Genomic DNA, 26570 nt, shown 5'->3' on the forward strand with positions numbered 1-26570 from the left:
CCTAAATGGGAATACCGTGAATCAGTCTCATCTGGTCTGTAACATCGGCAAATCTCATATTATTTCCGCTGTTACAAACCAGATCCCATGCTATCCACTGCCTGGTTACACGCTCAAAGCTGGCGGAAACGGCTGCGCACACTGTAAGTATCAGAAGTCACATAGCGTTCCATTTGGCGTAAGCGTGCTTCACTTGCTTTCAATTGGTCATCTATTTTGTCCAACATTTTCTGTGCTGATGGCCCTCTATACTTTTCCTCTGCTGAATAGCCCGCAGGTGCGGGATCCATGACAAAGGTCAAGATAATATAGGCCAATACCGTTATGCCAAATAGACCAAAGAACAGCGATAATACCGCGATAGTACGAATAAGCGGAGCGGGTACGTCAAAATAGTCTGCCAGACCGGCACAAACTCCTTTAACTACCCCCTGCTCTGGCAGACGGTAAAGTTTTCGACGGTATTGATTTGACATTATGACTGCCTCCAATTTGGATGCTCTGCGTCAAGGATATCTTCTAACGTTTTGATCCGTTCTTGCATACGTCTGGCGTTCTCCGTCAACTGTTCCAAACACTGAATTTCACTGTTCCCTAACTGATCCCGATTGCTGCTGCGGTTGCTGTAATGCAGCCACAACCAGATGGGTAAGACAAAAAGCACAAAAATGATCAGCGGGATCCCAAGAAATATATAGCCCATTATCTTTCCTTAGTTATGTATGACATATGTCATCATTGAGAATCTTTGATATTCATTTTAGCTTTCAAGGCCGCTAGTTGTGCACTGATTTCATCATCTGCCTTCAATTCTGCAAATTGCTGATCGAGTGATTTCTGTTTACCCAACCCAAAAGCTTCTGCTTCCGCTTCCATATGGTCTATCCGACGTTCAAACTGTTCGAAGCGCGCCATTGCCTCATCGATTTTACCACTATCCAACTGACGGCGTACCTGGCGCGAAGATGCCGCGGCCTGATGACGCAGTGCCAATGATTGTTGTCTCGCACGCGCTTCTGTCAATTTATTTTCCAGCTCAGTCACTTCACCTTTAATACGTTCCAGCGTCTCATCCAGAATAGATAATTCGTGTGTTAGTGTTTCAACTAAGCTACTGACTTTCTGTTTTTCAATCAACGCTGCACGCGCTAAATCTTCTTTACCCTTGCTCAGTGCCAGTTCAGCTTTTTCTTGCCAGCCATCAATTTGGTTTTCACCTATGTTGATACGGCGCAAAAGCTGCTTTTTCTCTGCCAGGGTACGGGCGGAGGTCGAGCGGATTTCTACCAGTGTGTCTTCCATTTCCTGAATCATCAAGCGGATCATTTTCTGTGGATCTTCTGCTTTATCCAGCAGAGAAGAGATATTGGCATTCACGATATCAGCAAAACGAGAAAAAATACCCATAGTTATAAACCTCTTTCATTAGAATGTAATATGTTATGCCTGTGTATTGTTAAATACGGATATAAGATACACGGTAAGGCATTTAACTAATTACAAGATACATGCCAACTTTTTTATTTTTATTATCTAATTGAAATTATTGAAATAATTTTTGTTTGCTTTTTTATCGCAATTAGCTAGCTTAGTCAAATTAACCCATTTCTGGCGAAAAATACCATGTCCCAGTTCATTGATAATCTATTAGGTGAAGCAAACTGTTTTATTGAAGTTTTGGAACAAGTCTCCGCATTAGCGAAGTTGAACAAACCTGTTTTAGTTCTGGGGGAACGAGGAACAGGTAAGGAGTTAATTGCCCGCCGTTTACACTATCTTTCTCCACGTTGGCAAGGTCCTTTCATTTCCCTGAACTGTGCCGCACTCAATGAAAATCTGCTTGACTCAGAACTATTTGGTCATGAGGCGGGGGCATTCACGGGTGCCCGTTCAAAACACCAAGGGCGCTTTGAGCGAGCCGACGGAGGAACCTTGTTTCTTGACGAACTCGCTACTGCTCCCATGCAAGTACAAGAGAAATTACTGCGTGTCATTGAATATGGTCACCTGGAGCGTGTTGGCGGTACTCAGTCATTACAAGTTGATGTGCGTTTGATCTGTGCCACCAACGAAGATTTACCTGCCATGGCTGCTCGTGGGAAATTCAGGGCTGATTTGCTTGACAGACTCGCGTTCGACGTGGTTCATATCCCCCCACTACGCCAACGGCAACAGGATATTATGTTACTGGCACAAAATTTTGCGATTCAGATGTGCCGTGAGTTGGAATTGCCATTCTTCCCCGGATTTACTGACGAAGCTAAACAACAGTTACTTTCCTACCACTGGCCTGGAAATGTTCGAGAATTAAAGAATGTCATCGAACGCTCTATTTACCGGCATGGTAATAGTAAAAATGAATTAAACACGATCATCATCAATCCCTTTTCACCATCACAGCGATCTGCCTCCTCATCCGCTGAGAGTGAGATTAGCAATGACTCCCTTCTCAAATTACCACTCGATTTAAGGCAGTGGCAAAATGACAGCGAAAAGGGTTTAATCATACAGGCTCTGACAGAAAGTCAATTCAATCAGAAAAAGGCCGCTGACAAACTTCATTTGACTTACCACCAGTTCCGCGGGTTAATCAAGAAACACCGTATTGATGTTAATGGCAAGATAGAGTAGACAGATAAAAAAGTAGCCGGCACCCGAGCCGGCTAATAAAAATACTGGAAGCAATGTGAGCAATGTCGTGCCTTTTCTGAGAGATATACTTGCTATTGCAAGGTGTCTCCCTGAAAGCACATGCGAATGATAATACTTATCAATTACATTTGTAAAGCATTTTATTGAGAATTTTTCTCATTATCGTGATCTGCCCGTTGTTTTTGAGCAGAAAGCGTTAATTAAGTTACAATGGCCAAACTCTTTTTTATGACTGACATTTTATATGCGTTATTTGATTTACTGGATTATGTTATTGATTTCCGCCCCTACTCTGGCGGCCAAGAATGCGACTCCAGAAACTGCTGCGGAACCCATTCCAGAACCGACTCATATGATTCCAGAGTCGAGGCCAAACAGTACCTCAGAGAGTCTGTCTCATATTTCAGCATCCTTACGGCAGAACGGTTTTATTTATTGCGTTAATGGCAATTTGAATACGTTTAATCCACAAATGGCTATCAGCGGCTTGACTGTAGATACGCTTGCAGCGCAGATTTATAATCGCCTGCTGGGCGTTGATCCTCTTACCTATCGTCTGATTCCTGAACTGGCTACTGATTGGAAAGTGCGGGATAACGGGGCAACTTATCGCCTCTATTTGCGTCATAATGTTGCTTTCCAATCAACCGATTGGTTTACACCAACCCGCACAATGAATGCTGATGATGTCGTTTTCAGTTTCCGTCGTGTCTTCGATAAAACACATGATTATCATGACGTTAATGGTGGCCATTATCCCTATTTTGACAGTTTGCAATTTGGTGATTCAGTTAAGGATATTCGGAAAATCAACCAATATACTGTCGAATTTCGCCTTAATGCACCCGATGCTTCTTTTCTCTGGCACCTGGCAACCTACTATGCTCCTATACTGTCCCAGGAATATGCTGAAAAATTACAGCAAATAAATCGACAAGGGCAAATAGATTGGAAACCTGTCGGAACGGGTCCCTTCATTCTGGAAGATTATCAAATGGACCAATTTATCCGCCTTGTTCGCCATGATAAGTATTGGAAAGGTAAACCGCACATGGAACAGGTTGTGATAGACACTGGCGCGGGCGGCACTGGCAGGATCTCAAAATTGCTCACGGGTGAATGCGATGTACTGGCTTATCCCGATGCTAATCAGTGGAACATTTTGCATGATGATCCCAATCTGCGTCAGACATTACGTTCAGGCATGAATATCGCTTATCTCGCTTTTAATACCAGTAAACCACCATTGAACCAGTTAGCCGTTCGTCAAGCCATTGCTTACGCCATCAATAACCAACGCCTGATGAAATCCATTTACTATGGTACGGCAGAGACGGCGGCTTCTATTTTACCTCGTGCATCATGGGCGTATGATAATCGTGCTGAAATCACCGAATACAATCCTGAAAAATCCCGCAAGATGTTAAATGAGCTGGGATTAAGTGGGCTGGAATTAACTTTATGGGTGCCAACGGCTTCACAATCCTATAACCCAAGCCCTCTAAAAATGGCGGAGCTGATTCAGGCCGATTTGGCACAAGTGGGTATTAAGATGTCTATCCGTCCCGTCGAAGGCCGTTTTCAGGAAAACCAACTCATGGATAAAACCCATGATATGACGCTGGCAGGTTGGTCTACTGATAGCAACGATCCCGATAGTTTTTTCCGCCCATTATTGAGCTGTGCCGCCATTGCGTCGCAAACGAATCTGAGCCGTTGGTGTAACTCAGCTTTTGATGAAGCCCTGCATGAGGCTTTATTAAATCAACAACTTGCTTCACGCATCAAAAATTATCATGTTGCACAAGAAATTCTCGCGCAGCAATTACCTGTGTTACCTCTGGCTTATTCGATGCGTTTACAAATCTCTCGTTATAACATTCAAGGATTGGTGCTCAGCCCGTTTGGTAATAGTTCCTTTGACAACGTTTACCGCGAACAGGAAGCCACCGTTCCTGATGAAAATAAAAAGGGAAGCCAATGATTATTTATATCCTGCGTCGTTTGTTGCTTCTGGTTGTGACGTTGTTTTTTCTTTCATTAATCAGTTTCAGCCTGATGTATTTCACACCTCATGGTGCTTTGAGCGGTGCATCACTGTCAGACGCTTACGTATACTATTTCCGTAGCTTACTCCAATGGGATTTTGGTATTTCCAGAATTAATGGGGAACGGATTATCGAACAACTGTATACTGTTCTCCCGGCCACGATGGAGCTGTGTGTCCTCTCTTTTTCCATGGCATTGCTAATTGGCATCCCCCTTGGGATTATTGCGGGTGTCTGGCGCAATAAAAAAGTCGATATCATTATCAGTACATTTTCCCTATGCGGTTTTTCCATTCCTGTTTTCTGGCTGGCGTTGTTACTGACTCTGTTTTTTTCACTTTATTTAGGCTGGCTGCCTGTCTCAGGACGTTTTGATTTACTCTATCGGATGGAGCCTGTCACTGGCTCTGCACTGATTGATGCCTGGCTATCAAAGTCACCCTATCGCAATGAAATGATCATGAGTGTTATTCTGCATATGATTCTGCCCGTTATAACACTGGCCGTTGCGCCTACGACCGAAGTTATCCGTTTGATGCGCAATAGTGCAGAAGAAGTTTCAGGTGAAAATTATATCAAGTCGGCAGCAACACGTGGTTTATCACGGTTTACTATCATTCGTCGCCATTTATTGCATAATGCCTTGCCGCCTATCATCCCTAAATTAGGGTTACAATTTTCAACCATGCTCACATTAGCTATGGTGACAGAGCAAGTCTTTAACTGGCCAGGTTTAGGGCGCTGGCTCATCAGCGCTATCCGCCAGCAGGATTATTCCGCAATCTCGGCGGGTGTCATGGTGGTAGGCACACTGGTTATTTCCGTTAATATTCTGACAGATATTATTGGTGCAATGGCTAATCCCTTGAAGCATAAGGAATGGTATGCCGTTAGATAATTTTTACCGTGAAAAAAAAATGCCGTCGCCATTGAGAGTTATCTGGCGGTTTTTCTATGCTGATATATTAGCAATGACAGGTTTTTATGGGGTGTTAATTTTAATTGCACTGTGCCTGTTGGGCGATATTTTCGCCCCATATCGGCTTGACCAACAATTCATGTCCCAACTTATGCCACCTTCATGGTCACATCACGGTAATGTCGCCTTCTTCCTTGGAACTGACGATCTCGGTCGTGATATTTTCAGCCGTCTATTGATTGGCACGTCTTCCACATTTGGGGGAGCATTGGTGGTTACTGCGGCAGCAGCCATTGTAGGGTTAATCATCGGTAGCATTGCAGGCATGACTCATGGTTTGAGATCGGCGGTGATGAACCATATTCTTGATACCTTGCTCTCTATTCCCTCATTGCTACTGGCTATCATTGTGGTTGCTTTTGTTGGTGCCAGCCTGCACCATGCCATGATTGCCGTTTTTCTGGCATTGCTGCCAAGAATAGTACGTACCGTTTATACTGCTGTGCATGACGAACTGGATAAAGAATATATTATTGCAGCGCGTCTGGATGGCGCTTCAAACTACCATATTTTACGTTATGCCGTTCTCCCCAATATTACTGCGGTGATAGTCAGTGAATTAACCCGAACCCTCTCCATCGCTATTCTTGATATTGCCGCACTGGGATTTCTCAACCTTGGAGCACAACTACCCTCTCCCGAATGGGGAACCATGCTGGGAGATTCATTAGAATTGATCTATGCTGCCCCCTGGACTGTTATGTTACCCGGAGCAGCAATTATGCTCAGCGTTTTGCTGGTTAACTTACTGGGTGATGGTCTTCACCACGCTATTAACGCAGGAGTCGAATGATGCCATTACTTGATATTCGAAACCTCACCATTGAATTCATGACAGCGGAAGGCCCCGTCAAAGCTGTTGACCGAATGAGTATTTCACTGACAGAAGGTGAAATACTGGGTTTGGCTGGCGAATCAGGCTCCGGCAAGAGTTTGATTGCCAAAGCGATTTGTGGCGTCACAAAAGATAACCTCAAAGTAACCGCAGATCGTTTCCGTTTTAACGACATTGATTTATTGCGCCTGACACCACGACAACGCCGTAAGGTGATTGGGCACAATATTTCAATGATTTTTCAGGAGCCACAGTCATGTCTCGATCCATCAGAAAATATTGGTAAACAGATTATTCAATCTATTCCTAGATGGACTTATAAAGGCCGTTGGTGGCGGAGAGTTAATTGGCGAAAACGTCGTGCAATTGAGTTGTTGCACCGTGTTGGTATTAAAGATCACTCCGACATTATGCACAGTTACCCTTATGAATTAACAGAAGGTGAATGTCAAAAAGTGATGATTGCCATTGCACTTGCCAACCAGCCACGATTGCTGATTGCGGATGAACCGACCAATGCAATGGAACCAACGACACAGGCACAAATATTCCGTTTGCTGTCGAGCCTCAATCAGAACAACAACATGACTATCCTGTTAATCAGTCATGACCTGCAAATGATGAGTAAACTGGTCAAACGCATCAATGTGTTGTATTGCGGTCAGACAGTGGAAAGCGCTACACCGGATGAGTTGCTGGTAAAACCTTACCATCCCTATACGCAAGCGCTGATCCGTTCAATTCCTGATTTCGGCAGTCCGTTACCACACAAAAGTCGGCTAAACACACTGTCTGGCGTTATTCCATCACTGGAACATTTGCCGGTAGGTTGCCGTTTGGGGCCACGTTGCCCTTATGCACAAAAAACCTGTATTGCAACCCCACGGCTACGGGTGATTAAGAGCCATGCATTCGCCTGCCATTTCCCTTTGAATATGGAGGAATCGTAAGTGGTTGAGTCATTGCTGGAAGTTAAAAACCTGACTAAAACATTTCGCTATCGAACCGGATTATTTCGCCGTCATCAACTCAACGCCGTAAAACCGGTGAGTTTTACCCTGCAACCGAAAAAAACCCTCGCTATCCTTGGCGCAAATGGCTCAGGTAAATCTACACTCGCGAGAATGTTATCAGGGGTTATTGAACCAAGTTCAGGTGAAATTCTGATTAACGGTCATAAGCTGTCTTACGGGGATTATAGCTACCGCAGCCAGCGCATTCGTATGATTTTTCAAGATCCCAGCACCTCACTGAATCCTCGTCAACGCATTGGTCAGATTCTGGATATGCCATTAATTTTGAATACGAAGTTATCTCCCTCCGAACGGGAAAAACGTATCAACCAAACATTACGCCAGGTTGGTTTATTGCCAGATCATGCCAATTATTACCCACATATGCTCGCATCAGGGCAGAAACAGCGGGTGGCTTTGGCACGGGCTTTAATATTGCAGCCACAAATCATTGTTGCAGACGAAGCCCTGGCGTCCCTTGATGTATCGATGCGTTCCCAAATCATCAACTTGATGCTGGAATTACAGGAAAAACACGGTATTTCATATATCTATGTCACCCAACATCTCGGTATGATGAAACATATCAGTGATCAAGTTCTGGTCATGCATCAAGGGGAAGTTGTCGAACGTGGCAATACAGCGGAAGTACTGGCTTCTCCGCTGCATGATATTACACGCAAATTGATAGCCAGCCATTTTGGTGAAGCCCTGTCTGCTGAAGCATGGCGACAGGATATCACCTGATGTTTTTATGGGATGTATTTTAATCACTGATCGGAACAGAATGGGAAACTCACCACATTTTCCTCCGGCATGGTAGAATCATCCCCGTTTATTCACCATAAATACCGCAGTTATGGTTAGAGATTTATTATTTCTGTTTATCCATGACTTTTGGTGTTTGATCACAAAGAACAATTTTGATCATTAAAGAACAATAAGGATACTGCTATGGGTTTCATGACCGGCAAGCGCATTCTCATTACTGGCGTCGCCAGCAAACTGTCTATTGCTTATGGAATTGCCAAGGCAATGCACGATCAAGGAGCTGAGCTGGCTTTCACTTACCAAAATGACAAGTTGAAACCTCGTGTCGAAGAATTCGCCGCATCACTGAATTCAGATATCGTTCTACCATGTGACGTGGCTGAAGATGAAAGTATCGACGCATTGTTCGTTGAATTAGGCAAAGTATGGCCTAAATTCGATGGTTTTGTGCACTCTATCGGTTATGCGCCGGCTGACCAGCTTGATGGTGACTATGTTAACGCTGTTAACCGTGAAGGTTTCAAAATTGCCCACGACATCAGTGCATACAGTTTTGTCGCAATGGCAAAAGTCTGCCGTAATATGCTGAATCCAGGTTCTGCCCTGCTCACCTTGAGTTATTTGGGTGCTGAGCGTGCAATTCCTAACTATAACGTAATGGGTCTGGCGAAAGCTTCTCTGGAAGCAAACGTGCGTTATATGGCAAATGCAATGGGTACTGAAGGTGTTCGTGTTAATGGTATCTCTGCTGGCCCAATCCGTACTCTGGCGGCTTCTGGTATCAAAGATTTCCGTAAGATGCTGGCGCACTGTGAAGCGGTTACACCTATTCGCCGCACTGTGACAACAGAGGATGTCGGTAATGCGGCTGCCTTCTTGTGTTCAGATCTGGCTGGTGGTATTAGCGGTGAGATCTTGCATGTTGATGGTGGCTTCAGCATTGCGGCCATGAATGAGTTAGAGTTAAAGTAATAGTATGTTAAAAACAGTTCCATCCATAAAATTATGGGTGGGACTGTTTTTTAATTATTAGTCTATTCTGACAGCATGAAATTGATGTTCTGGAGTGACTATCTTATCTTGCGCAGCAACAATCTGTAATTCATATTCCTCACTCTTCTGCGTTTCCAGCATCACTTCGTAGACCGCAGCGGCAACATGTTCTAAGGCCGCTTGTAATGCTTCATTTGTCAAAGAAGGGCTTTTTAATAGATCAGCGAGAAACAAACCACTCGTTAAGTCACCAACACCAACGGGTTGACGTGCTCCTGTATCAATTAATGGGCGACTAACGTGCCAACTATGTTCTTTAGTTACCAAAAGCATTTCAAAACAATCGGCCTGATAACCTGCACGACTCAAATGCTTAACCAATACAATCCTGGGACCTTTTTCACATAACTCACGCGCAGCAGATATCGCTTGTTCTACGCTGCTAATTTTCCGCATCGTCAATGTTTCAAGCTCCAACAAATTAGGTGCAATAACATCACTGGCTGGCAGAGCTTTATCACATAAAAATTCTGCAACGCCTGGAGCAACTATGCATCCTTTTTCTGGATGTCCCATGACAGGGTCACAGAAATACCATGCATCAGGGTTGGCTTCTTTAACCTGCTTCACGATATCAAGGATATAATTTCCCTGCTCCGCAGAACCAATATAACCACTCAGGACTGCATTACAGGATGCGAGTTTATTAATTTCACCAATTCCCTGTACGATTTCAGTCAAATGTTCCGGCGGCATGACACAACCACGCCATTGAGGATATTGGGTATGGTTTGAAAATTGAACCGTATTTAATGCCCATACGTTCATTCCCATACGACGCATCGGAAAAACAGCCGCACTGTTTCCGGCATGACCAAAGACAACATGAGACTGAATTGAAAGAACATTATTCATGATAAGGCCTGGTTTATTATTTTTAATTTATGAATAGATAATATTTATAAAGACACCAGATATATTAAGGGCAACATTATCGTTGCCCTTAATAATATCAGTTAATTATTTCCAATTGATGAGGCAATAATGTTTCTTACCACGGCGTAATAAACTATAACGCCCAAATAAACAATCATTATCCGTAAATACATACATAGGTTCGGATTGTTTTTCACCGTTGATGGAAACCGCATTAGAGCTGATCATGGTACGAGCCTGCCCACGGGAAGGAACAAATTCGGCGGTGACCAGTGCTTGTTGCAGATCCGCACCTTTTTCAAGTTCTATTGTCGGCATTCCATCTTGTGCCAATTGAGCGAAATCGTCTTCGGTCAAATCAGCAATCGCTCCTGAGAATAAACTCTCAGTGATACGTTTCGCTGCTGCAAGACCTGCTTCGCCATGCACCAGACCAGTAACTTGTTCTGCCAGTACATATTGGGCACGTGGAGCTTTACCGCTGTTCTTATCTTCTTCCTCCAGCGCATTAATTTCTTCAATGGTCATGAAAGTAAAGAATTTCAAGAAACGGTAAACATCTGCATCTGCTGTGTTAATCCAGAACTGGTAAAATTTGTACGGACTCGTTTTCTTCGGATCCAACCAAACCGCTCCACCTTCAGTCTTACCAAATTTAGTTCCGTCTGACTTGGTGATCAGTGGCACAGTCATGCCAAACACTTGTTTCTGGTTTAAGCGACGCGTCAAATCAATACCTGAAGTAATGTTACCCCATTGATCTGAACCACCAATCTGTAATTCAACACCATATTTTCCATTCAAATTTGCAAAGTCATAAGACTGCAATAGGTTATAAGAAAACTCAGTGTAGGAAATACCAACATCATCACGATTAAGGCGTTGTTTTACTGCTTCTTTGTTGATCATCTGGTTTACGGAAAAATGCTTACCGATATCACGCAGGAAGGTCAGCACATCCATTTGACCAAACCAATCGTAGTTATTGGCTAACTCTGCACCATTTTCACCATCAAAGCTAAGGAACGGGGAAACTTGGTTACGAATTTTCTCAACCCACTCTTTGACCGTTTCCCCTGTATTTAATTTGCGTTCGGTTGCTTTAAAGCTTGGATCACCAATCAAACCTGTTGCCCCACCAACCAACGCAATAGGTTTATGCCCAGCAAGTTGGAATCGTTTTAAACACAGCAAGGGAACCAGATGGCCCAAATGCAAGCTGTCAGCGGTAGGATCAAAGCCACAATAGAGAGAAACCGGACCTTGCGCCAGTCTCTCAGCTAACGCGTCTTCATCCGTTACCTGGGCAACAAGGCCCCGCTCTTGCAGTTGTTTAATCAGGTTATTGCTAGACATTAATGACTCCATCAGTTTGTATACTTTGCTTATATTTCTATACTCTTCTTTCACGTTGCCGGCTTATTAGCTACGCTGCAACTTGAAACCTATTGGGTATATAAGCATCTCGTGATAAATCAAGTGCTATAGCATAAAACGCCAGTCATATAAGTGCCAGTATTAAAAACAGTAATTATTTCCCCTACTTTGCAAATCACTGCCTGATTGGCTGTAATTTGCAATTTAAGGAGCCAAACGGTCAACATTCCACTTATCACCATCACGTTGATACAGGAAACGATCATGAAGACGATGGGCACCGCCCTGCCAAAATTCAACTGAGTCAAATTTGACCTTGAATCCGCCCCAAAAACTAGGAAGAGGGACTTCACCATTTTGGAATTTCTGTTTCAACTCCAAAAACTTCCCTTCCAAAATGCTTCTGGCTGAAACCTTTGAGGATTGTTGGGAAGCCCAGGCTGCAATTTGGCTATCCCTCGGACGGCTATGAAAATATTTTACAACCTCAACCGGAGATAAACGCTCAGCTCTGCCGAGAAAACTGACCTGTCGTTCCAATTGATACCAGGGAAAGTGGAGACTGATCCGATTATTCTGGGCCAGATGTTTTGCCTTACGACTGCTAAGATTAGTGTAGAATATCAAGTTATTAGCATCAAAATGTTTTAATAAAACGATGCGTTGATAAGGTTGCCCATGCTCATCGACTGTCGCAATACACATTGCCGTCGGATCGCTAAGCTTTGCTTCACAAGCCTGTTTTAACCAACGTTCAAAAAGTTCAATCGGTTCTTCGGTAAGATCTTTTCGCCTTAACCCACCACGTATATATTCACGGCGCAGTTCTGCGATGTCGGTTTCATTATTTTCTGACATTTCTAACTCTCGATTTATTAATGAGTATTAGCATACCATTGTTATCTGTTAGCCAACTGTCTTCTAATAATGATCATCTGTTAACTGACCATTATCCAACCAATTATCTGACAACCGGGTAAATTGCCCCTAATATCGTTTCTCTATCCGCACCTGTGACTGATGGTAAATTACCAGACAGCCCAGACATTGTTCGGAATGCCAGCCAGGCAAATGCCAGTGCTTCCATGTCATCCCCACTCAAACCATATTTGTCTGTTGTGGTCACTTCAGTACCCGGCAATAAAGCCGATAGCCGATTCATTACGAATGGATTACGCGCCCCGCCGCCACATACCAGAAGGCGATCACATCCACCACTTAGCATCACTTGTTGAGCAATGCTTACAGCCGTTAGTTCAGCTAATGTGGCTTGAACATCCACTGGTGCAACATCAGGGAAATCAGCCAACTGTTTTTCCAACCATGCCATATTAAAATATTCACGCCCTGTACTCTTCGGTGCCGTACGTGCGAAATAAGGATCAGAAAGCATTTTCTGGAGTAAAGATGCATTAACAGTTCCTTCACTGGCCCATTGTGCATCTTTATCATAAGGCAATTGATTATGCCGCCATGTCCAAGCATCCATCAACATGTTGCCCGGCCCGGTGTCATATCCCTTAACGGCTGAATTAGGCAGAAGTGCTGAAATATTTGCTATTCCGCCAATGTTTAAAATAATACGCCTTTCTGTCGGATGACCCAATACAGCCATATGGAATGCGGGTACTAAAGGCGCGCCTTGCCCACCATAAGCCATGTCACGCCGTCTGAAATCACCGACCGTTGTAATATTGGTAAGTGCTGCTACACGGTTATTGTCACCGATTTGCATAGTAAAAGGTTTTTCACCATCCGGCTCATGCCATACGGTCTGCCCATGACATCCGACTGCTATAATATCATTTGCAGTCAGCCCTGCTTTATTCAGTAGCCCTTGAACAGCTTCCGCAAAGAGAGTGCCAAGCTCATAGTCAAATCTTCCGACCATTGATAATGTCGTCTGCTGTCCTTGACAAATGGATAGCAATTTTTGCTTAAGCTCTTGCGGAAAAGGATGGCTATAACTCACTTGTTGAGTAACAATTTTATCACTAATCTCCGCCAAAATAACATCAACCCCATCCATGCTGGTGCCAGACATCACACCAATATAACGTCCTGACTTCATAAATATTCCTCTATTAAATAATGGATAACATTTAACATGTGGATTACATTTAATCTTGCGTAAACTATAAAACACATCTATTCGGACTATATATGTTTAATAAGCATTATCAGAGATAAAATCTGAGTTTTGGAAAGCTCTTCACAAAACATGCTAAACTTTTGGTCAGGAATTATTCCTTTCAGAGTTCATCGTGAACATTTATTATATGTAAATATGCATGATTAGTAGCCGGCAAATTTATTAGTTCTACTGCTAACAATAGTATCTACTACTGAGAATAGTATCTACTACTGAGAATAGTAGCCGAACACTTGGTGATAAGTTTATTCTCAAGCTTCCCTATCGGGCATTAAAATTAGGAGTGATTATGTTAAAACGTTTCCTGGTTGGCGCAGTTGCAGTAACCACGTTGTCTGGCTGTGCAGACATGGGAGCACTGTCTAGTGATACTTACTCTATTGGTCAAGCCAAGCAAGCTCAAACTGTGACTTATGGCACCATTCTATCTGTACGCCCCATCACGATTAAAGGTAAGCAAGCTGGTGATCCTAATATGTTAGGCCTCATTGGTGGTGCTGTTTTAGGAGGACTGCTAGGTAATACAGTTGGTGATGGTTCCGGTCAAAGGCTTGCCACAGCTGCAGGTGCTATTGCTGGCGGCATGGCTGGCCAAAGAATCGAAGGTGCTTTAGACCAAACGAAAGGTATTGAGCTAGAAATTCGTATGGACAGCGGAAAAAATATCATCATAGTACAAAAGTTAGACAGCATCGTATTCAGCAGAGGGCAACGTGTCAGGATCGCAAACAGCGGAGATTCTTTGACTGTATCACCACTCTAAAATGTTTAAATAACGCAAGACAAAAAATCGCGGTTTACCAGTAACAAGATCTGGGCCGCGATTTTATTATTATAGATTAGTTTTTATATTACCTGTTTGTGCAATTGGTTAATATTTTTTTCAATTTTCTTTATTACAGAAGCAAGCAGAATTAACTCATCATGAGTAATTCCCTCCAAAATTTCTTTTCTTGTCGAACCAATAACACTATCCACTTCTCTAATAAAGTTTTCCGATTCTTTGGTTAATTTGATTCTTTTTGCACGTCGATCATTGGCACATGTGTGGCGTGTAATCAGTTTCTTTTCTTCTAATTGATCAAGCGTTCTCACCAAAGAGGGTTGCTCAATACCAATAGCTTTTGCGAGCTGTATCTGGGACTGCTCTGGTGGTAGTTGACTAATATTGTATAGAGTAACCCAATGCGTCTGAGTTAATTTCAACGGTTTCAAACGATGATCAATTAAAGCGCGCCAGATACGGACTAAACGTGCCAGATCTGATCCCAATGTCAATTCCAATTACCCCTCCTTATAATTAGAGACTCATATAACATCAATGAATTATCCAATCAGTTTATTCATATGAATAATGGATACGCACTCTATATCATGCTTGCATTAGCATAGTCAGCAATTTCGCTAATTACCTAATTAGTATCGCGTTGGCTTGTTACTCAAAGTTGACATCTTCGTCGCCCTAAAGAGCGAAATTGTACGGCGCACCGAATAAAATCGCGCATTAATCCACCAACGATATAAACTGTATAAAATAATCCTTCAACTAAACTATTGTAAGTTTAAATATCAACAAAAAAAGTACAACCCCCCAAAATATATACATTTCCACTCGGTTAAAGTTCTATAAGAATAACCGCCATCCAAATACTAATCTATATATTTTTACATTAATATCATTTTTCTCTTACAGAAATTGATAACACCAAAATAAATAACATAAAAAACAATAAGATAACAAAGTGGTTTCTTTTTTGTTCAATAAGTAATTCTTTAATAAGAAATTTTTACTGAAATGATTAAGATAAACAACAGAAGTGATATTTTGAAATGACTTATGTCAAATAAAAGAAATGTAATATAAATGATATATCATTTATTGCTAGTAATATTCCTTATTTTTACGATCATCCTAAACTATAATTCATATAAAAGATATTTTTTAGCCAATTCAGAATGGAATTAAAATAAATCGGGTTGTCTTGGAATAATATGGCTTTCCTCTTCCTTCTTTCTCAGACTTCTTAGTTTTCTCTGATGACATAACCGCAATATTTCTCTTTTTTCACTATCCGATAATTTCATCCATATAAATCGCTCTTCCCTACTACGATAACATCCTCGGCAAAAACCACGGGGATCAGATTCACAAACTCCCCGACAAGGGTTCGGAATAGCAAAAAATTCTAATTGTTCAGCCATCTCATCCCCCTACACCCAAGCTTATCAAGCATTCCCACTATGAGGCCATTTATTAATCAGTATAAACTTCGCCCATGTCATTTCAAAATAAAAGGGTAACAACCTAAAGGTAAACAAACCGGATAATTTGAATTATTTGATCTATATACGTTATATTAACCAAGCATATGCATATATGAGCTAAGTTCTTGTAATAAAGCTATGTTTCGCAATAAAACTATAAAGATCAAGAGGTAATCATGCGTTTACTCCACACTATGATCCGTGTTGGCAACATGCAGCGCTCGATTGATTTCTATACCCAGGTAATGGGTATGCGTTTACTTCGCACCAGCGAAAATCCAGAGTATAAGTATTCTCTCGCGTTTGTTGGTTATACCGATGAAAGTCAAGGCGCAGTCATTGAGCTAACCTATAATTGGGATGTTGTAAACTATGAAATGGGAACCGCATTTGGACATATCGCCTTAGGGGTTGATGATGTTGCGGCAACTTGTGAACGCATCAAACTTGCTGGAGGAAAAGTAGTTCGCGAAGCAGGGCCAGTTAAAGGTGGAACAACCGTTATTGCATTCGTTGAAGATCCTGATGGCTATAAGATTGAACTCATCGAAAATTCATGTGCCAGCAATGCATTAGGCAACTAACGCTATTAATAACTATCGAGTTATAGTTAGAAATTATTTAAATACCTAAATAAGGGCATCTTGCCCTTTAATTCCCCATCGAATATGCATTACTTCTGCAAGACACACCAAATTTTGTCATAATACCCACTATTCCAAAGTTAAAAAATAGAATCCTGAAGCTAAGAACTGAAAATCAGATGTCTAATCAAAATATGCTAAGTGGGCGCTTTCGTGGCTACTATCCCGTTGTTATTGATGTCGAAACCGCTGGTTTTAATGCGCGTACAGACGCTTTACTTGAAATTGCTGCAACTACTTTAAAAATGGATGAAGATGGTTGGCTAACACCTGCCAATACGCTGCATTTTCATATCGAGCCTTTTGAAGGGGCTAATCTTGATCCTGCCGCTCTCGCTTTCACTGGCATTGATCCTACAAACCCCTTGCGAGGAGCTGTCAGTGAATATACTGCCTTACACGCAATTTTTAAAATGATCCGCAAGGGCATGAAAGACACGAATTGTAACCGTGCAATTATAGTCGCTCATAATGCCAATTTTGATCACAGTTTTGTCATGGCCGCTGCTGAACGTGCTGGTTTGAAACGCAATCCATTCCATCCGTTCGCTACTTTTGATACCGCTGCACTCAGTGGCTTGGTTCTTGGTCAGACAATTCTTGCCAAAGCCTGCATCACAGCGGAAATTCCGTTTGACAGCAATCAGGCCCATAGCGCTCTTTATGATACTGATCGAACTGCCCTGCTTTTCTGTGAACTGGTTAATCGCTGGAAACGGCTAGGTGGTTGGCCGCTATCATCTGCTGATACAGCCAGCTGCGAATCCTAAAAAAGCAAGCCCCATACTTTAATTGGTATGGGGCTATGAAAGGTAACCATTATTCAGATGAATGACTGACTTTATTCCTGCTCACGATATTTATCGGCAGTCTCTTTAATCAGTGTTTGTAGTTCACCGCGTTGATACATCTCAACAAGAATGTCACACCCTCCCACCAACTCACCATCAATCCAAAGCTGAGGAAAAGTCGGCCAATTTGCATATTTAGGTAATTGAGCACGGATATCTGGATTTTGCAGAATATCCACATAAGCAAAACGTTCACCACAAGCGGATAAAGCCTGAACTGCCTGTGCAGAGAAGCCACAGCTTGGCAATTTCGGCGAACCTTTCATGTACAACAGAATTGGGTTTTCTCTGATCTGGCGTTCGATTTTTTCAATGACTGCATCAGCCGTTGTATCAGTAACCGTATTAGTGTTTGTATTAATATTAGTCATTTTTGCTTCCTTAAAAACTGCACGCGCTATTTATCAGCATAAGATAAAGATTGATTCAGAATACCACTTTCTACGCTAATTTTTCTACCGTGAACTTTATATGGCAAATTTTTGCCATGACTTGCCACAAATGAGCATTAGATATTTTCATTCCAACTGACTGTATCCAATCCATGTTAAGTTCAGTTCTGCACCAGTTCGCAGCTTTATAGCATCTTTTTCCCTGTTATTTAGCAGAAAAGTTGTTAAGATAATTATCAAAATAGTAACACGATAATAAGCTTAAATTTGCCCTGTTCCATGGTGAGTGTCTAAGCCATGGTTTGCAGAGCCAAAAACCCGATATTAAAAAGGAGCATGCAATGTCTTTTGAATTACCAGCATTACCTTATGCCAAAGATGCCCTGGAACCACACATTTCTGCAGAAACTCTGGAATATCACTACGGCAAACATCACAACGCTTATGTTGTAAACCTGAATAATCTGATTAAAGAGACTGAATTTGCTGGCAAATCTCTGGAAGAAATTATCAAAACATCTGAAGGTGGCATCTTCAATAACGCAGCACAAGTTTGGAATCATACTTTCTACTGGCATAGCCTGTCACCAAATGGGGGAGGCGAACCCACCGGAAAAATAGCAGAGGCTATCAACAATGCTTTCGGCTCTTTTGCTGAATTTAAACAGCAATTCACTGATGCAGCCCTGAAAAACTTTGGTTCTGGTTGGACTTGGTTAGTCAAGAAAGCTGATGGTACTCTGGCTATCGTTAACACTTCTAATGCAGCAACGCCATTGACTGGCGAAGATAAGCCAGTGCTGACTGTTGATGTTTGGGAGCACGCATATTATATCGATTACCGCAATGCTCGCCCTCAATATTTGGAGCACTTCTGGGCTCTGGTCAACTGGAACTTTGTTGAAGAAAACTTAGCTTAATAAGATTAATTCTTATACTAGTTTGAAATAATAAGGGCGGGCTTTTCCTTTATTTGCGGTATTGCGCATGTTGGAAAACCCGCCCTTAAGATAAGTGGGGCTACAAATTCTTTTAGATCTTGATCAGATCAGGCAGAGACTCCCCAGAAAAACAATCATGATTAATGCACTACTAGCGGCCAATAATCCCAATTTCAGATCTGTATCCATAGAACATCCTCAATGTGAAAATTAAGACACCTCAACATCCTAAATTTTAAGCGGTTATTTGCCATACTATCTAAAAATCATACCGCAAGATTTAATCCATACTCTTTATAGCATCGATTATTACTTTCACTTTTGAGCTAGATCAGACAAAATTCAAGGTTTACCGCTAAATTATTACCAATCATCACCCTGTATATAAATATATTGGTAAACGATTAACAAATAGCTATACCCGACAAGAAAGATAAAGGGTATATAAATTAGACCAGAAGGTCAGGAGTCCTTTTTTCATGGCAACGATTAAAGATGTGGCCAAACGCGCTGGTGTTTCAACCACAACCGTATCCCATGTTATCAATAAAACCCGTTTCGTCGCCGAAGATACAAAGGCCGCAGTTTGGGTCGCTATTAAAGAATTGCACTATTCTCCCAGTGCGGTTGCTCGCAGCTTAAAGGTTAACCACACCAAATCCATTGGATTGCTGGCAACATCAAGTGAAGCGCCATACTTTGCTGAGATCATAGAATCGGTTGAAAATAGCTGCTATAGCAAAGGTTATACCCTGATTTTATGTAATTCTCATAACAACCTTGATAAACAGAAAGCGTATCTCGCAATGCTCGCGCAAAAGCGAGTAGATGGTTTGCTGGTAATGTGTTCAGAATACCCTGAGCAACTTTTGAGCATGTTGGAAGGCTATCGTAATATTCCTATGGTGGTCATGGATTGGGGAGAATCCAGAGGCGATTTTACCGATGCAATTATTGATAATGCCTTTCATGGTGGTTACCTGGCTGGCCGTTATCTCATTGAACGTGGTCATCGTGATATTGCATCTATTCCTGGGCCATTGGCAAGAAATACAGGAGGGGGGCGCCACCAAGGTTTCCTCAAAGCACTAAAAGAGGCCAATATCGCTATTCGGGATGAGTGGATTGTACAAGGTGATTTTGAACCTGAGTCCGGTTATCAAGCTATGTACAAGATCCTGAATCAAAAACATCGTCCAACTGCTGTTTTTTGTGGTGGAGATGTCATGGCTATGGGAGCGATTTGTGCAGCTGATGAGTTGGGATTGCGCGTTCCACAAGACATTTCAATCATCGGTTATGATAATATTCGCAATGCTCGCTATTTTACGCCAGCATTGACAACTATCCATCAACCCAAAGAGCGTTTAGGGCAAATGGCCTTTTCAATGTTACTGGACAGGATCATCAATAAACGTGAGGATGCACAAACTATCGAAGTCCACCCACGCCTTGTTGAACGGCGCTCTGTTGCAGATGGACCTTTTATCGATTATCGCCGCTGACAGTTAATTTTCTTGCAGCCATTCAGCATTAAGCGTTTCGCTATCCCCCAGATAATCAAGTAACCAGCTTAATGCCGGTGAATGGCTTTTTTGCGACCATGTTAAGCAGCATGGGCTGTCAGGCAATGGTTGTTCGAGTTCAAGTGTAATCAGCTTGCCTTTACGGATCAGCGGTTGCGCACGGTGTTTGGGCACCATACCTACACACAATCCATCCATCAAGCAACTTAATCCAACATCCCAATCAGGAACAATCAATCGCCGCTGATTATCCAAAGCCCATGTATCACGCTTAGGTAAGCTGCGTGAGGTGTCTTCAAGGCATAAACTGGGATAAGGTCGCATTTGGTCATCATTCAATTTTCCCGATATTACTGCCAGTTCGTGTTCAGGACTGGCTACACACAGCCAAGGCATGAACCCCATATCCCTGAAGCTATATCGCTCACCAACAGGGGAAGCTCGTGTCGCGCCGATGGCGATATCCACTCGTCCATCCACCAGAGCATCCCATACGCCATTGAAAACTTCAGGATAGATAAGTAACTCAATATCTGGAAAATGGCGATAAAAATCCAAAATTAGCCGAAGCGTTCGCTCTGGTTTTACGACCTGATCAACCGCAATACTAAATTGCCCTCGCCAACCATTGGCAACCTGTTGACACTGGTGCCGAGTGTGATTCATTTTTTTGATAACAGAACGCGCTTCTTTGACAAAAATTACCCCCGCTTCCGTTAAATCGACATCACGATGACGACGTTCAAACAGAGGTACTGCCAGCCATTCTTCAAGCTGTTTTACCGTATAGCTGACAGCAGAAGGCACACGATGAAGTTCTGATGCAGCCGCGCTGAAACTTCCTGTTCTGGCAACAGCATCAACGACTTCCAGAGAGTATTCAGACCACATATATCTTCCTTTCAATTTTTTTCACAGCATGGTGCAAATATTACCGTTTCACAAGTAAAAATCATGCTATATAAAATAAGCCGAATAATTCCTTATCCACTACAAAACCTAATTATTAACACAATGACAACAAATAAAAACGCCATGCCATTTATGTCTTATCTCGCGGGCTTAAGCATGTTAGGCTATTTGGCCATTGATATGTATCTGCCCGCTTTTGATGCAATGAAAGCAGAATTAGGTACATCAACTAGTGCTATCAGTGCGAGCCTTAGCATTTTTCTTGCCGGATTTGCATTTGCACAACTTTTATGGGGTCAATTGTCTGACCGTTTAGGCAGAAAACCCGTTCTTATTATCGGCCTATCCCTGTTTTCCATTAGCTGTTTAGGTATGCTTTGGATAACGGGTCCGATTCAGTTACTGGTATTGAGATTTATGCAAGCGGTTGGCGTTTGTTCCGCTGCGGTGACTTGGCAAGCTTTAGTCGTCGACAGATATGATGCAGAACGTACCAAACGGGTTTTTGCCATGATCATGCCCTTGGTTGCTCTTTCCCCTGCTCTTGCTCCTTTGTTGGGCGCATGGTTATTAACGCATAATGGCTGGAGAGTCATTTTCCTTGTTTTAATGATCGTAACGATATTGCTGTTAATACCAACATTTTTCTTGACTAATAAACGTACTAATATCGAAACCCACGCTGATAAAAAGGCAGTGTCTTTCTTTACGTTATTAACTTCCCCAGTTTTTAACGGAAATGTATTGATCTACGCATCTTGCAGTGCCGGTTTTTTTGCCTGGCTAACGGGTTCACCCACAATTTTGAAAGATATGGGTTATGATCCTACCGATATTGGCTTAAGTTATATTCCCCAAACTCTGGCATTTATGATTGGCGGGTATGGTTGCCGTATCTTACTGGAAAAAGTAAAAAGTGAAACGGTATTCCCATTTCTGTTGGTGGGCTATGCTGTAAGCATGATCATTATTTGTTTGATTTCCATATTAAGTGAACCTTCATTTATCGCCATTCTTATTCCTTTTTGTGTGATGGCAGCAATGAATGGTGCATCCTATCCAATTGCAGTAGCAAATGCTCTGTCTGTTTATCCCCAGGATAGTGGTAAAGCGGCTGCATTACAAAATGCCCTGCAATTGGGCCTCTGTTTTGTTGCGAGTATGCTCGTTTCTGTATTTATGGAATACCCTCTTTTATCGACGACAACAATAATGGCGCTTACAGTTGTTCCAATGGCTGTCGGTTATTGGCTGCAAAAACAAGATGTTGAAAAAAGCCACCAAGCATAAATACAATGATTTTCCAAAAAAATAATAGTTAAGAACATTATTATCTAAAGGTTACGCCATTATGTGACCTTTAGGTGATTGTTTAAATATCATTTCACTCATATACTCATACGGATTCATTATTCTAAAAACTCGGAATTTGAGGTCCTTCAGAGCATTGACGCTCTATTTAATTTCAGGATGAATAGGCAATATGTGCTTTTCAATGCAATTTCTATGTTATTTTCCAATAAACCTTCGAGGTTTTATATAATAAAAATCAGCTACAAAGTGACACCTCAAAATTCCATCACACAAATGTTGGAGAGTATATGAGTTCGTCTTTCGTTGAAGGTAAAAAAACAATCACTGATCCTTGGCATAGGATCGCCCATGAATTGCTTCAGGAAACTGATATTGATATCAATGGCAAGCGCCCTTTCGACATACGTATTAAAAATCCTGACTTTTATAAGCGCGTATTGAAAGAAGGCTCCTTGGGGCTGGGTGAGAGTTATATGGATGGCTGGTGGGAATGTGATCGCCTTGATATTTTCTTTTACAAAGTATTGCGGGCAGGTTTAGAACATCGTATTCCTAAAAATGTCAAAGATATCTTCAAGATAATCATCTCTCGTATATTTAATTTACAATCTCCCAAACGTGCCTGGATTGTAGGTGAGGAACATTATAATTTAGGTAATGACCTGTTTACTCGAATGCTTGATCCTCACATGCAATATTCTTGCGGTTATTGGAAAGATGCCAACACACTGGAAGAAGCACAATCTCATAAGCTGCGCCTGATTTGCGAAAAACTACAACTGTCTCCAGGCATGACTTTATTGGATATCGGTTGTGGATGGGGAGGTTTGGGCGCCTACGCGGCAGAAAACTACGGTGTATCTGTCACAGGGGTAACAATTTCAGCCGAGCAACAAAAGTATGCACAGGAACGCTGCAAAGATCTAAATGTAAAAATTATCCTTGAAGATTACCGAAACCTTAACCTTCAGTTTGATCGCGTTGTATCTGTCGGCATGTTCGAGCACGTAGGCCCTAAAAATTATGACAATTATTTCAATATAGTGAAAAATAACTTAAAACCTGATGGTCTGTTCCTTCTTCATACCATCGGTTCCAATATTGATAAATTAGGCTCCGATGCATGGATAAGCAAATATATTTTTCCCAACGGCTGCTTACCATCGAGCGCCAAAATTGCCAAAGCAACTACCGGAAAGTTTGTCATGGAAGATTGGCACAATTTTGGGGCTGATTATGACCGGACATTGATGGCATGGTATGAGCGATTTATCGCCAGTTGGCATGAAATAGAGCATAACTATAGCCCACGCTTCAAACGGATGTTCAGTTATTATCTGAACGCCTGTGCAGGTGCATTCCGTGCAAGAGATATACAGTTATGGCAGATAGTCTTTAGTCCGCGAGGCATTGAAAAAGGATTAAGAGTACCTAGATAGCTCCCCATAACGGAATACTTGAAGCTACAGAAATCGTTTTTCTGTAGCTTTCGTATTTTATCGAATCTAGAAAGATTTTTTATTGTTCTTCAGTCTGTGACAATAATTTTTCTTGCTCTTTCTGAGCCATCACCCGTTCAACGGTATCTACAATCGCTTGGGTTTGTGGATCAATTTCAATATTAACCTTTTCACCAAGACGTTTTTTGCCCAAAGTTGTGCGTTCCAATGTTTCTGGAATTAAATGAACGCAGAAGCGATTATTGACTACATCTCCAATTGTTAGGCTAATACCGTCAATACCCACAAATCCTTTATGCAGGATATATTTCATTAACTGTTTATCGTGAATTCGAAACCATATTTCATGGTTATTTTCAGACGTGAAGATCTTGGCAATTTCTGCTGTTGTAATAACATGACCGGACATCAAATGCCCACCAATTTCATCACCAAATTTAGCGGCCCTTTCCAGATTAACTACGTCACCGACCCTAAGCTCACCAAGATTGGTCAGACGTAATGTTTCTTTCATTAAATCAAAACTGATTAAATCACCGTCGATCTTAGTTATAGTCAGACAACAACCGTTGTGGGAAACAGAAGCTCCCGTTTCAATTCCGGGTAATAATTCAGCCGGAAATTTAACAACATGGGTCCGAAAATGCATTTTTTCATCAATAGCAACTATCGGTGCTTTTCCCTGAACGATACCTGTAAACATGGGAACCTCTTTAATAATTTCATCTAGCGGATTAGTTTAACCTACTCACCACTTTTAAACAGCATTTCGTTTAAACATGACTCTGTTTAAATACCATTTTATTTAATGCATTATTTTGGTTGAGTTTAGTTTCAGTTGAGCGTTGCTTCAATCATATTGACTATAAACATCGTGCAATGATTGGATTAATAAAATGAGTCCTATACAATATGGCAGCTTATAAGCGATATATTTTTATTAACATCGTTTGCTCGCAAAAATATTTCTTGTTTTTCTCGTTAATTTTCAATCAAAAAAGGTGTAGTACGTGCAGAAATATTTAAATGAAGCGCGTAGTTTGCTCGCTTTAGGGATCCCCGTCGTCATTGCACAGTTTTCACAAACTGCGATGGGTTTCGTCGATACCGTCATGGCAGGTAAAGCTGGTGCTGTTGAAATGTCAGCTGTTGCTGTTGGTACATCAATTTGGCTGCCAACCATTCTGTTTGGCCAAGGTTTATTGCTCGCCTTGACGCCAATCGTGGCACACATGAATGGATCTGGTCAGAGAAAAAATGTTGCAGGCCAAATTCAGCAAGGATTTTGGCTTGCAACATTTCTCTCTATCTTGACCATCGCAATACTGTATAACAGCCGATTTATTATAGAAGCACAACATAACATCGATCCTATATTGGCACAAAAAGCCACGGAATTTATCCATGCCATCATGTGGGGAGCGCCAGGTTATTTGTTTTATCAAGTTTTACGTGGTCAATGTGAAGGATTATCGAAAACCAAACCAGCAATGGTCATAGGCCTTGCTGGACTACTGGTCAATATTCCCGTTAACTATATTTTTATTTACGGTAAATTTGGTGCGCCTGCATTAGGTGGTGTCGGTTGTGGTGTTGCAACAGCAACCGTTTACTGGATTATGTTCCTGTTGCTGCTTGTCTATGTGAAGCATTCTCCTTCCCAAAAAGATATCCAAACATTCAACAAATTTGTGGGACCTGAATGGCATACGCAAAAACGTATTGCACTGCTTGGCCTGCCTATCGCTTTAGCGATGTTTTTTGAGGTTACTCTGTTTGCTGTCGTCTCGCTGTTGGTCTCTCCACTCGGTGTCGTGGCCGTTGCAGGGCATCAGATATCACTCAACTTCAGCTCCATGATGTTTATGTTTCCACTGTCATTGGGGATAGCCGCCACCATTCGCGTTGGCTACAACCTGGGACAACAATCAACAGAAGGCGCTAAGATATCCGCATATACGAGTATTATTGTTGGCTTAATGACTGCCTGCATGACAGCGACCTTCACGGTATTGTTTAGCAAACACATTGCGTTTATGTACAACGATAACCCTGAGGTCGTTACTCTTGCCTCCCACTTAATGCTGTTTGCTGCTATTTACCAGCTTTCTGATGCAATTCAGGTCATTGGATCAGGGGTATTGCGCGGATACAAGGATACACGTTCTATTTTCTTTATCACTTTTATTGCTTATTGGCTCTTAGGACTGCCTAGTGGCTATATTCTGGCATTGACTGATTATGTCACTAAGCCGATGGGGCCACAGGGTTTTTGGATTGGGTTTATTATCGGTTTAACCGCATCAGCATTCATGATGGGTTACCGTATTTTATGGACACAAAAACAGCCAGCCCATTATGTTCTGAAACGTTCCACTCGTTAATTCAGTATATTAAGTTACCAATACAAGGGGAAAAAGCTGCGAATTCATGCTAAAAGATGTAAATGCGAGCAGTTGAACAAGAATTTGCATTTTTCCCCTTGCCAGAAGGCTCAGTGCTCGTTAAT

General features: G+C 41.9%; 27 protein-coding genes. 15 read left to right on the forward strand and 12 right to left on the reverse strand.

Annotated features, from left to right (window positions below; genetic code table 11):
* Nucleotides 1-113: 113 nt before the first annotated feature.
* Genes pspC through pspA form a run of 3 tightly spaced genes read right to left on the reverse strand, consistent with a single transcriptional unit; the run spans nucleotide 114 to nucleotide 1407 of the window.
* Entirely contained in the window at nucleotides 114-476 is a 363-nt protein-coding gene (gene pspC, locus IQ209_RS04365) for an envelope stress response membrane protein PspC (RefSeq protein ID WP_193849343.1), read from the reverse strand.
* A complete protein-coding gene (gene pspB, locus IQ209_RS04370) occupies nucleotides 476-703 on the reverse strand; it encodes an envelope stress response membrane protein PspB (protein WP_193849345.1) in 228 nt (75 codons plus the stop codon). Before pspB ends, pspC begins: the two co-directional genes overlap by 1 nt.
* 32 nt (nucleotides 704-735) lie before the next feature.
* On the reverse strand, nucleotides 736-1407 hold the full coding sequence (gene pspA, locus IQ209_RS04375; protein ID WP_193849348.1) for a phage shock protein PspA: 672 nt from the start codon (nucleotides 1405-1407) through the stop codon (nucleotides 736-738).
* Nucleotides 1408-1623: 216 nt separating this feature from the next.
* On the opposite strand from pspA, the gene pspF reads away from it, so the two are divergent.
* The 7 genes from pspF to fabI all read left to right on the forward strand — a co-directional run bounded on the left by pspF (nucleotide 1624) and on the right by fabI (nucleotide 9270).
* Nucleotides 1624-2631 carry a phage shock protein operon transcriptional activator gene (gene pspF, locus IQ209_RS04380; RefSeq protein WP_193849350.1) on the forward strand — a complete coding sequence of 336 codons (1008 nt, stop codon included), beginning with the start codon at nucleotides 1624-1626 and terminating at the stop codon, nucleotides 2629-2631.
* A 265-nt stretch (nucleotides 2632-2896) separates the two neighbouring features.
* Complete coding sequence (gene sapA / locus IQ209_RS04385; protein ID WP_193849352.1) at nucleotides 2897-4636, forward strand: ABC transporter substrate-binding protein SapA; 1740 nt, start codon at nucleotides 2897-2899, stop codon at nucleotides 4634-4636.
* Nucleotides 4633-5598, forward strand: coding sequence for a putrescine export ABC transporter permease SapB (gene sapB / locus IQ209_RS04390; RefSeq protein ID WP_193849354.1), 966 nt, complete (start codon nucleotides 4633-4635; stop codon nucleotides 5596-5598). The genes sapA and sapB overlap by 4 nt, the downstream gene beginning before the upstream one ends.
* Nucleotides 5585-6472, forward strand: coding sequence for a putrescine export ABC transporter permease SapC (gene sapC, locus IQ209_RS04395; protein WP_193849356.1), 888 nt, complete (start codon nucleotides 5585-5587; stop codon nucleotides 6470-6472). The genes sapB and sapC overlap by 14 nt, the downstream gene beginning before the upstream one ends.
* Complete coding sequence (gene sapD, locus IQ209_RS04400; protein ID WP_193849358.1) at nucleotides 6472-7464, forward strand: putrescine export ABC transporter ATP-binding protein SapD; 993 nt, start codon at nucleotides 6472-6474, stop codon at nucleotides 7462-7464. The genes sapC and sapD overlap by 1 nt, the downstream gene beginning before the upstream one ends.
* Nucleotides 7465-8274, forward strand: a complete 810-nt coding sequence (gene sapF / locus IQ209_RS04405; protein ID WP_193849360.1) for a putrescine export ABC transporter ATP-binding protein SapF — start codon at nucleotides 7465-7467, stop codon at nucleotides 8272-8274.
* A 207-nt stretch (nucleotides 8275-8481) separates the two neighbouring features.
* Entirely contained in the window at nucleotides 8482-9270 is a 789-nt protein-coding gene (fabI, locus tag IQ209_RS04410) for an enoyl-ACP reductase FabI (RefSeq protein ID WP_189760283.1), read from the forward strand.
* A gap of 57 nt (nucleotides 9271-9327) precedes the next feature.
* Here fabI and pdxY read toward each other — a convergent pair whose 3' ends face one another.
* The 4 genes from pdxY to anmK all read right to left on the reverse strand — a co-directional run bounded on the left by pdxY (nucleotide 9328) and on the right by anmK (nucleotide 13675).
* Nucleotides 9328-10206 carry a pyridoxal kinase PdxY gene (pdxY, locus tag IQ209_RS04415; RefSeq protein ID WP_193849362.1) on the reverse strand — a complete coding sequence of 293 codons (879 nt, stop codon included), beginning with the start codon at nucleotides 10204-10206 and terminating at the stop codon, nucleotides 9328-9330.
* A 105-nt stretch (nucleotides 10207-10311) separates the two neighbouring features.
* The gene (gene tyrS / locus IQ209_RS04420; RefSeq protein ID WP_193849364.1) at nucleotides 10312-11583 is read right to left on the reverse strand and encodes a tyrosine--tRNA ligase; all 1272 of its coding nucleotides are present in this window, start codon (nucleotides 11581-11583) and stop codon (nucleotides 10312-10314) included.
* Between the two features lie 225 nt (nucleotides 11584-11808).
* Nucleotides 11809-12462: a pyridoxamine 5'-phosphate oxidase gene (gene pdxH, locus IQ209_RS04425; protein ID WP_193849366.1), complete on the reverse strand. Its 654-nt coding sequence runs from the start codon at nucleotides 12460-12462 to the stop codon at nucleotides 11809-11811.
* A gap of 103 nt (nucleotides 12463-12565) precedes the next feature.
* On the reverse strand, nucleotides 12566-13675 hold the full coding sequence (anmK, locus tag IQ209_RS04430) for an anhydro-N-acetylmuramic acid kinase (RefSeq protein ID WP_193849368.1): 1110 nt from the start codon (nucleotides 13673-13675) through the stop codon (nucleotides 12566-12568).
* Nucleotides 13676-14045: 370 nt separating this feature from the next.
* Between anmK and IQ209_RS04435 the strand changes: the two genes are divergently transcribed.
* The gene (locus IQ209_RS04435) at nucleotides 14046-14519 is read left to right on the forward strand and encodes a glycine zipper 2TM domain-containing protein (protein WP_193849370.1); all 474 of its coding nucleotides are present in this window, start codon (nucleotides 14046-14048) and stop codon (nucleotides 14517-14519) included.
* An 83-nt stretch (nucleotides 14520-14602) separates the two neighbouring features.
* On the opposite strand, the gene slyA is transcribed toward IQ209_RS04435, so the two are convergent.
* Both slyA and IQ209_RS04445 read right to left on the reverse strand, forming a co-directional pair.
* The gene (gene slyA, locus IQ209_RS04440) at nucleotides 14603-15040 is read right to left on the reverse strand and encodes a transcriptional regulator SlyA (protein WP_099132866.1); all 438 of its coding nucleotides are present in this window, start codon (nucleotides 15038-15040) and stop codon (nucleotides 14603-14605) included.
* A gap of 678 nt (nucleotides 15041-15718) precedes the next feature.
* Nucleotides 15719-15958, reverse strand: a complete 240-nt coding sequence (locus IQ209_RS04445) for a DUF1289 domain-containing protein (protein ID WP_193849372.1) — start codon at nucleotides 15956-15958, stop codon at nucleotides 15719-15721.
* Nucleotides 15959-16197: 239 nt separating this feature from the next.
* Here IQ209_RS04445 and gloA point away from each other — a divergent pair, with 239 nt between their 5' ends.
* Together gloA and rnt are read left to right on the forward strand one after the other, a co-directional pair.
* On the forward strand, nucleotides 16198-16605 hold the full coding sequence (gloA, locus tag IQ209_RS04450) for a lactoylglutathione lyase (protein WP_193849374.1): 408 nt from the start codon (nucleotides 16198-16200) through the stop codon (nucleotides 16603-16605).
* Nucleotides 16606-16784: 179 nt separating this feature from the next.
* Nucleotides 16785-17435 carry a ribonuclease T gene (gene rnt, locus IQ209_RS04455; protein ID WP_193849376.1) on the forward strand — a complete coding sequence of 217 codons (651 nt, stop codon included), beginning with the start codon at nucleotides 16785-16787 and terminating at the stop codon, nucleotides 17433-17435.
* Between the two features lie 71 nt (nucleotides 17436-17506).
* Here rnt and IQ209_RS04460 read toward each other — a convergent pair whose 3' ends face one another.
* Nucleotides 17507-17887, reverse strand: coding sequence for a Grx4 family monothiol glutaredoxin (locus IQ209_RS04460; RefSeq protein WP_193849378.1), 381 nt, complete (start codon nucleotides 17885-17887; stop codon nucleotides 17507-17509).
* A 362-nt stretch (nucleotides 17888-18249) separates the two neighbouring features.
* Between IQ209_RS04460 and sodB the strand changes: the two genes are divergently transcribed.
* Together sodB and purR are read left to right on the forward strand one after the other, a co-directional pair.
* Nucleotides 18250-18828: a superoxide dismutase [Fe] gene (gene sodB / locus IQ209_RS04465; RefSeq protein ID WP_193849381.1), complete on the forward strand. Its 579-nt coding sequence runs from the start codon at nucleotides 18250-18252 to the stop codon at nucleotides 18826-18828.
* A gap of 500 nt (nucleotides 18829-19328) precedes the next feature.
* Nucleotides 19329-20354 (forward strand): HTH-type transcriptional repressor PurR, encoded by a 1026-nt coding sequence (gene purR, locus IQ209_RS04470; RefSeq protein ID WP_193849383.1) that lies wholly within the window; start codon nucleotides 19329-19331, stop codon nucleotides 20352-20354.
* A gap of 3 nt (nucleotides 20355-20357) precedes the next feature.
* On the opposite strand, the gene punR is transcribed toward purR, so the two are convergent.
* A complete protein-coding gene (gene punR, locus IQ209_RS04475) occupies nucleotides 20358-21266 on the reverse strand; it encodes a DNA-binding transcriptional activator PunR (protein WP_193849385.1) in 909 nt (302 codons plus the stop codon).
* A 123-nt stretch (nucleotides 21267-21389) separates the two neighbouring features.
* On the opposite strand from punR, the gene punC reads away from it, so the two are divergent.
* Both punC and cfa read left to right on the forward strand, forming a co-directional pair.
* Nucleotides 21390-22577, forward strand: coding sequence for a purine nucleoside transporter PunC (gene punC / locus IQ209_RS04480; protein WP_193849461.1), 1188 nt, complete (start codon nucleotides 21390-21392; stop codon nucleotides 22575-22577).
* Between the two features lie 311 nt (nucleotides 22578-22888).
* Nucleotides 22889-24040: a cyclopropane fatty acyl phospholipid synthase gene (gene cfa / locus IQ209_RS04485; RefSeq protein ID WP_193849387.1), complete on the forward strand. Its 1152-nt coding sequence runs from the start codon at nucleotides 22889-22891 to the stop codon at nucleotides 24038-24040.
* Between the two features lie 79 nt (nucleotides 24041-24119).
* On the opposite strand, the gene IQ209_RS04490 is transcribed toward cfa, so the two are convergent.
* Entirely contained in the window at nucleotides 24120-24764 is a 645-nt protein-coding gene (locus IQ209_RS04490) for a riboflavin synthase subunit alpha (RefSeq protein WP_193849389.1), read from the reverse strand.
* Between the two features lie 307 nt (nucleotides 24765-25071).
* On the opposite strand from IQ209_RS04490, the gene IQ209_RS04495 reads away from it, so the two are divergent.
* Nucleotides 25072-26445, forward strand: coding sequence for an MATE family efflux transporter (locus IQ209_RS04495; protein WP_193849390.1), 1374 nt, complete (start codon nucleotides 25072-25074; stop codon nucleotides 26443-26445).
* Nucleotides 26446-26570: the final 125 nt, after the last annotated feature.

The sequence above is a fragment of the Xenorhabdus sp. BG5 genome, from assembly GCF_015163665.1.
Taxonomy (GTDB): domain Bacteria; phylum Pseudomonadota; class Gammaproteobacteria; order Enterobacterales; family Enterobacteriaceae; genus Xenorhabdus.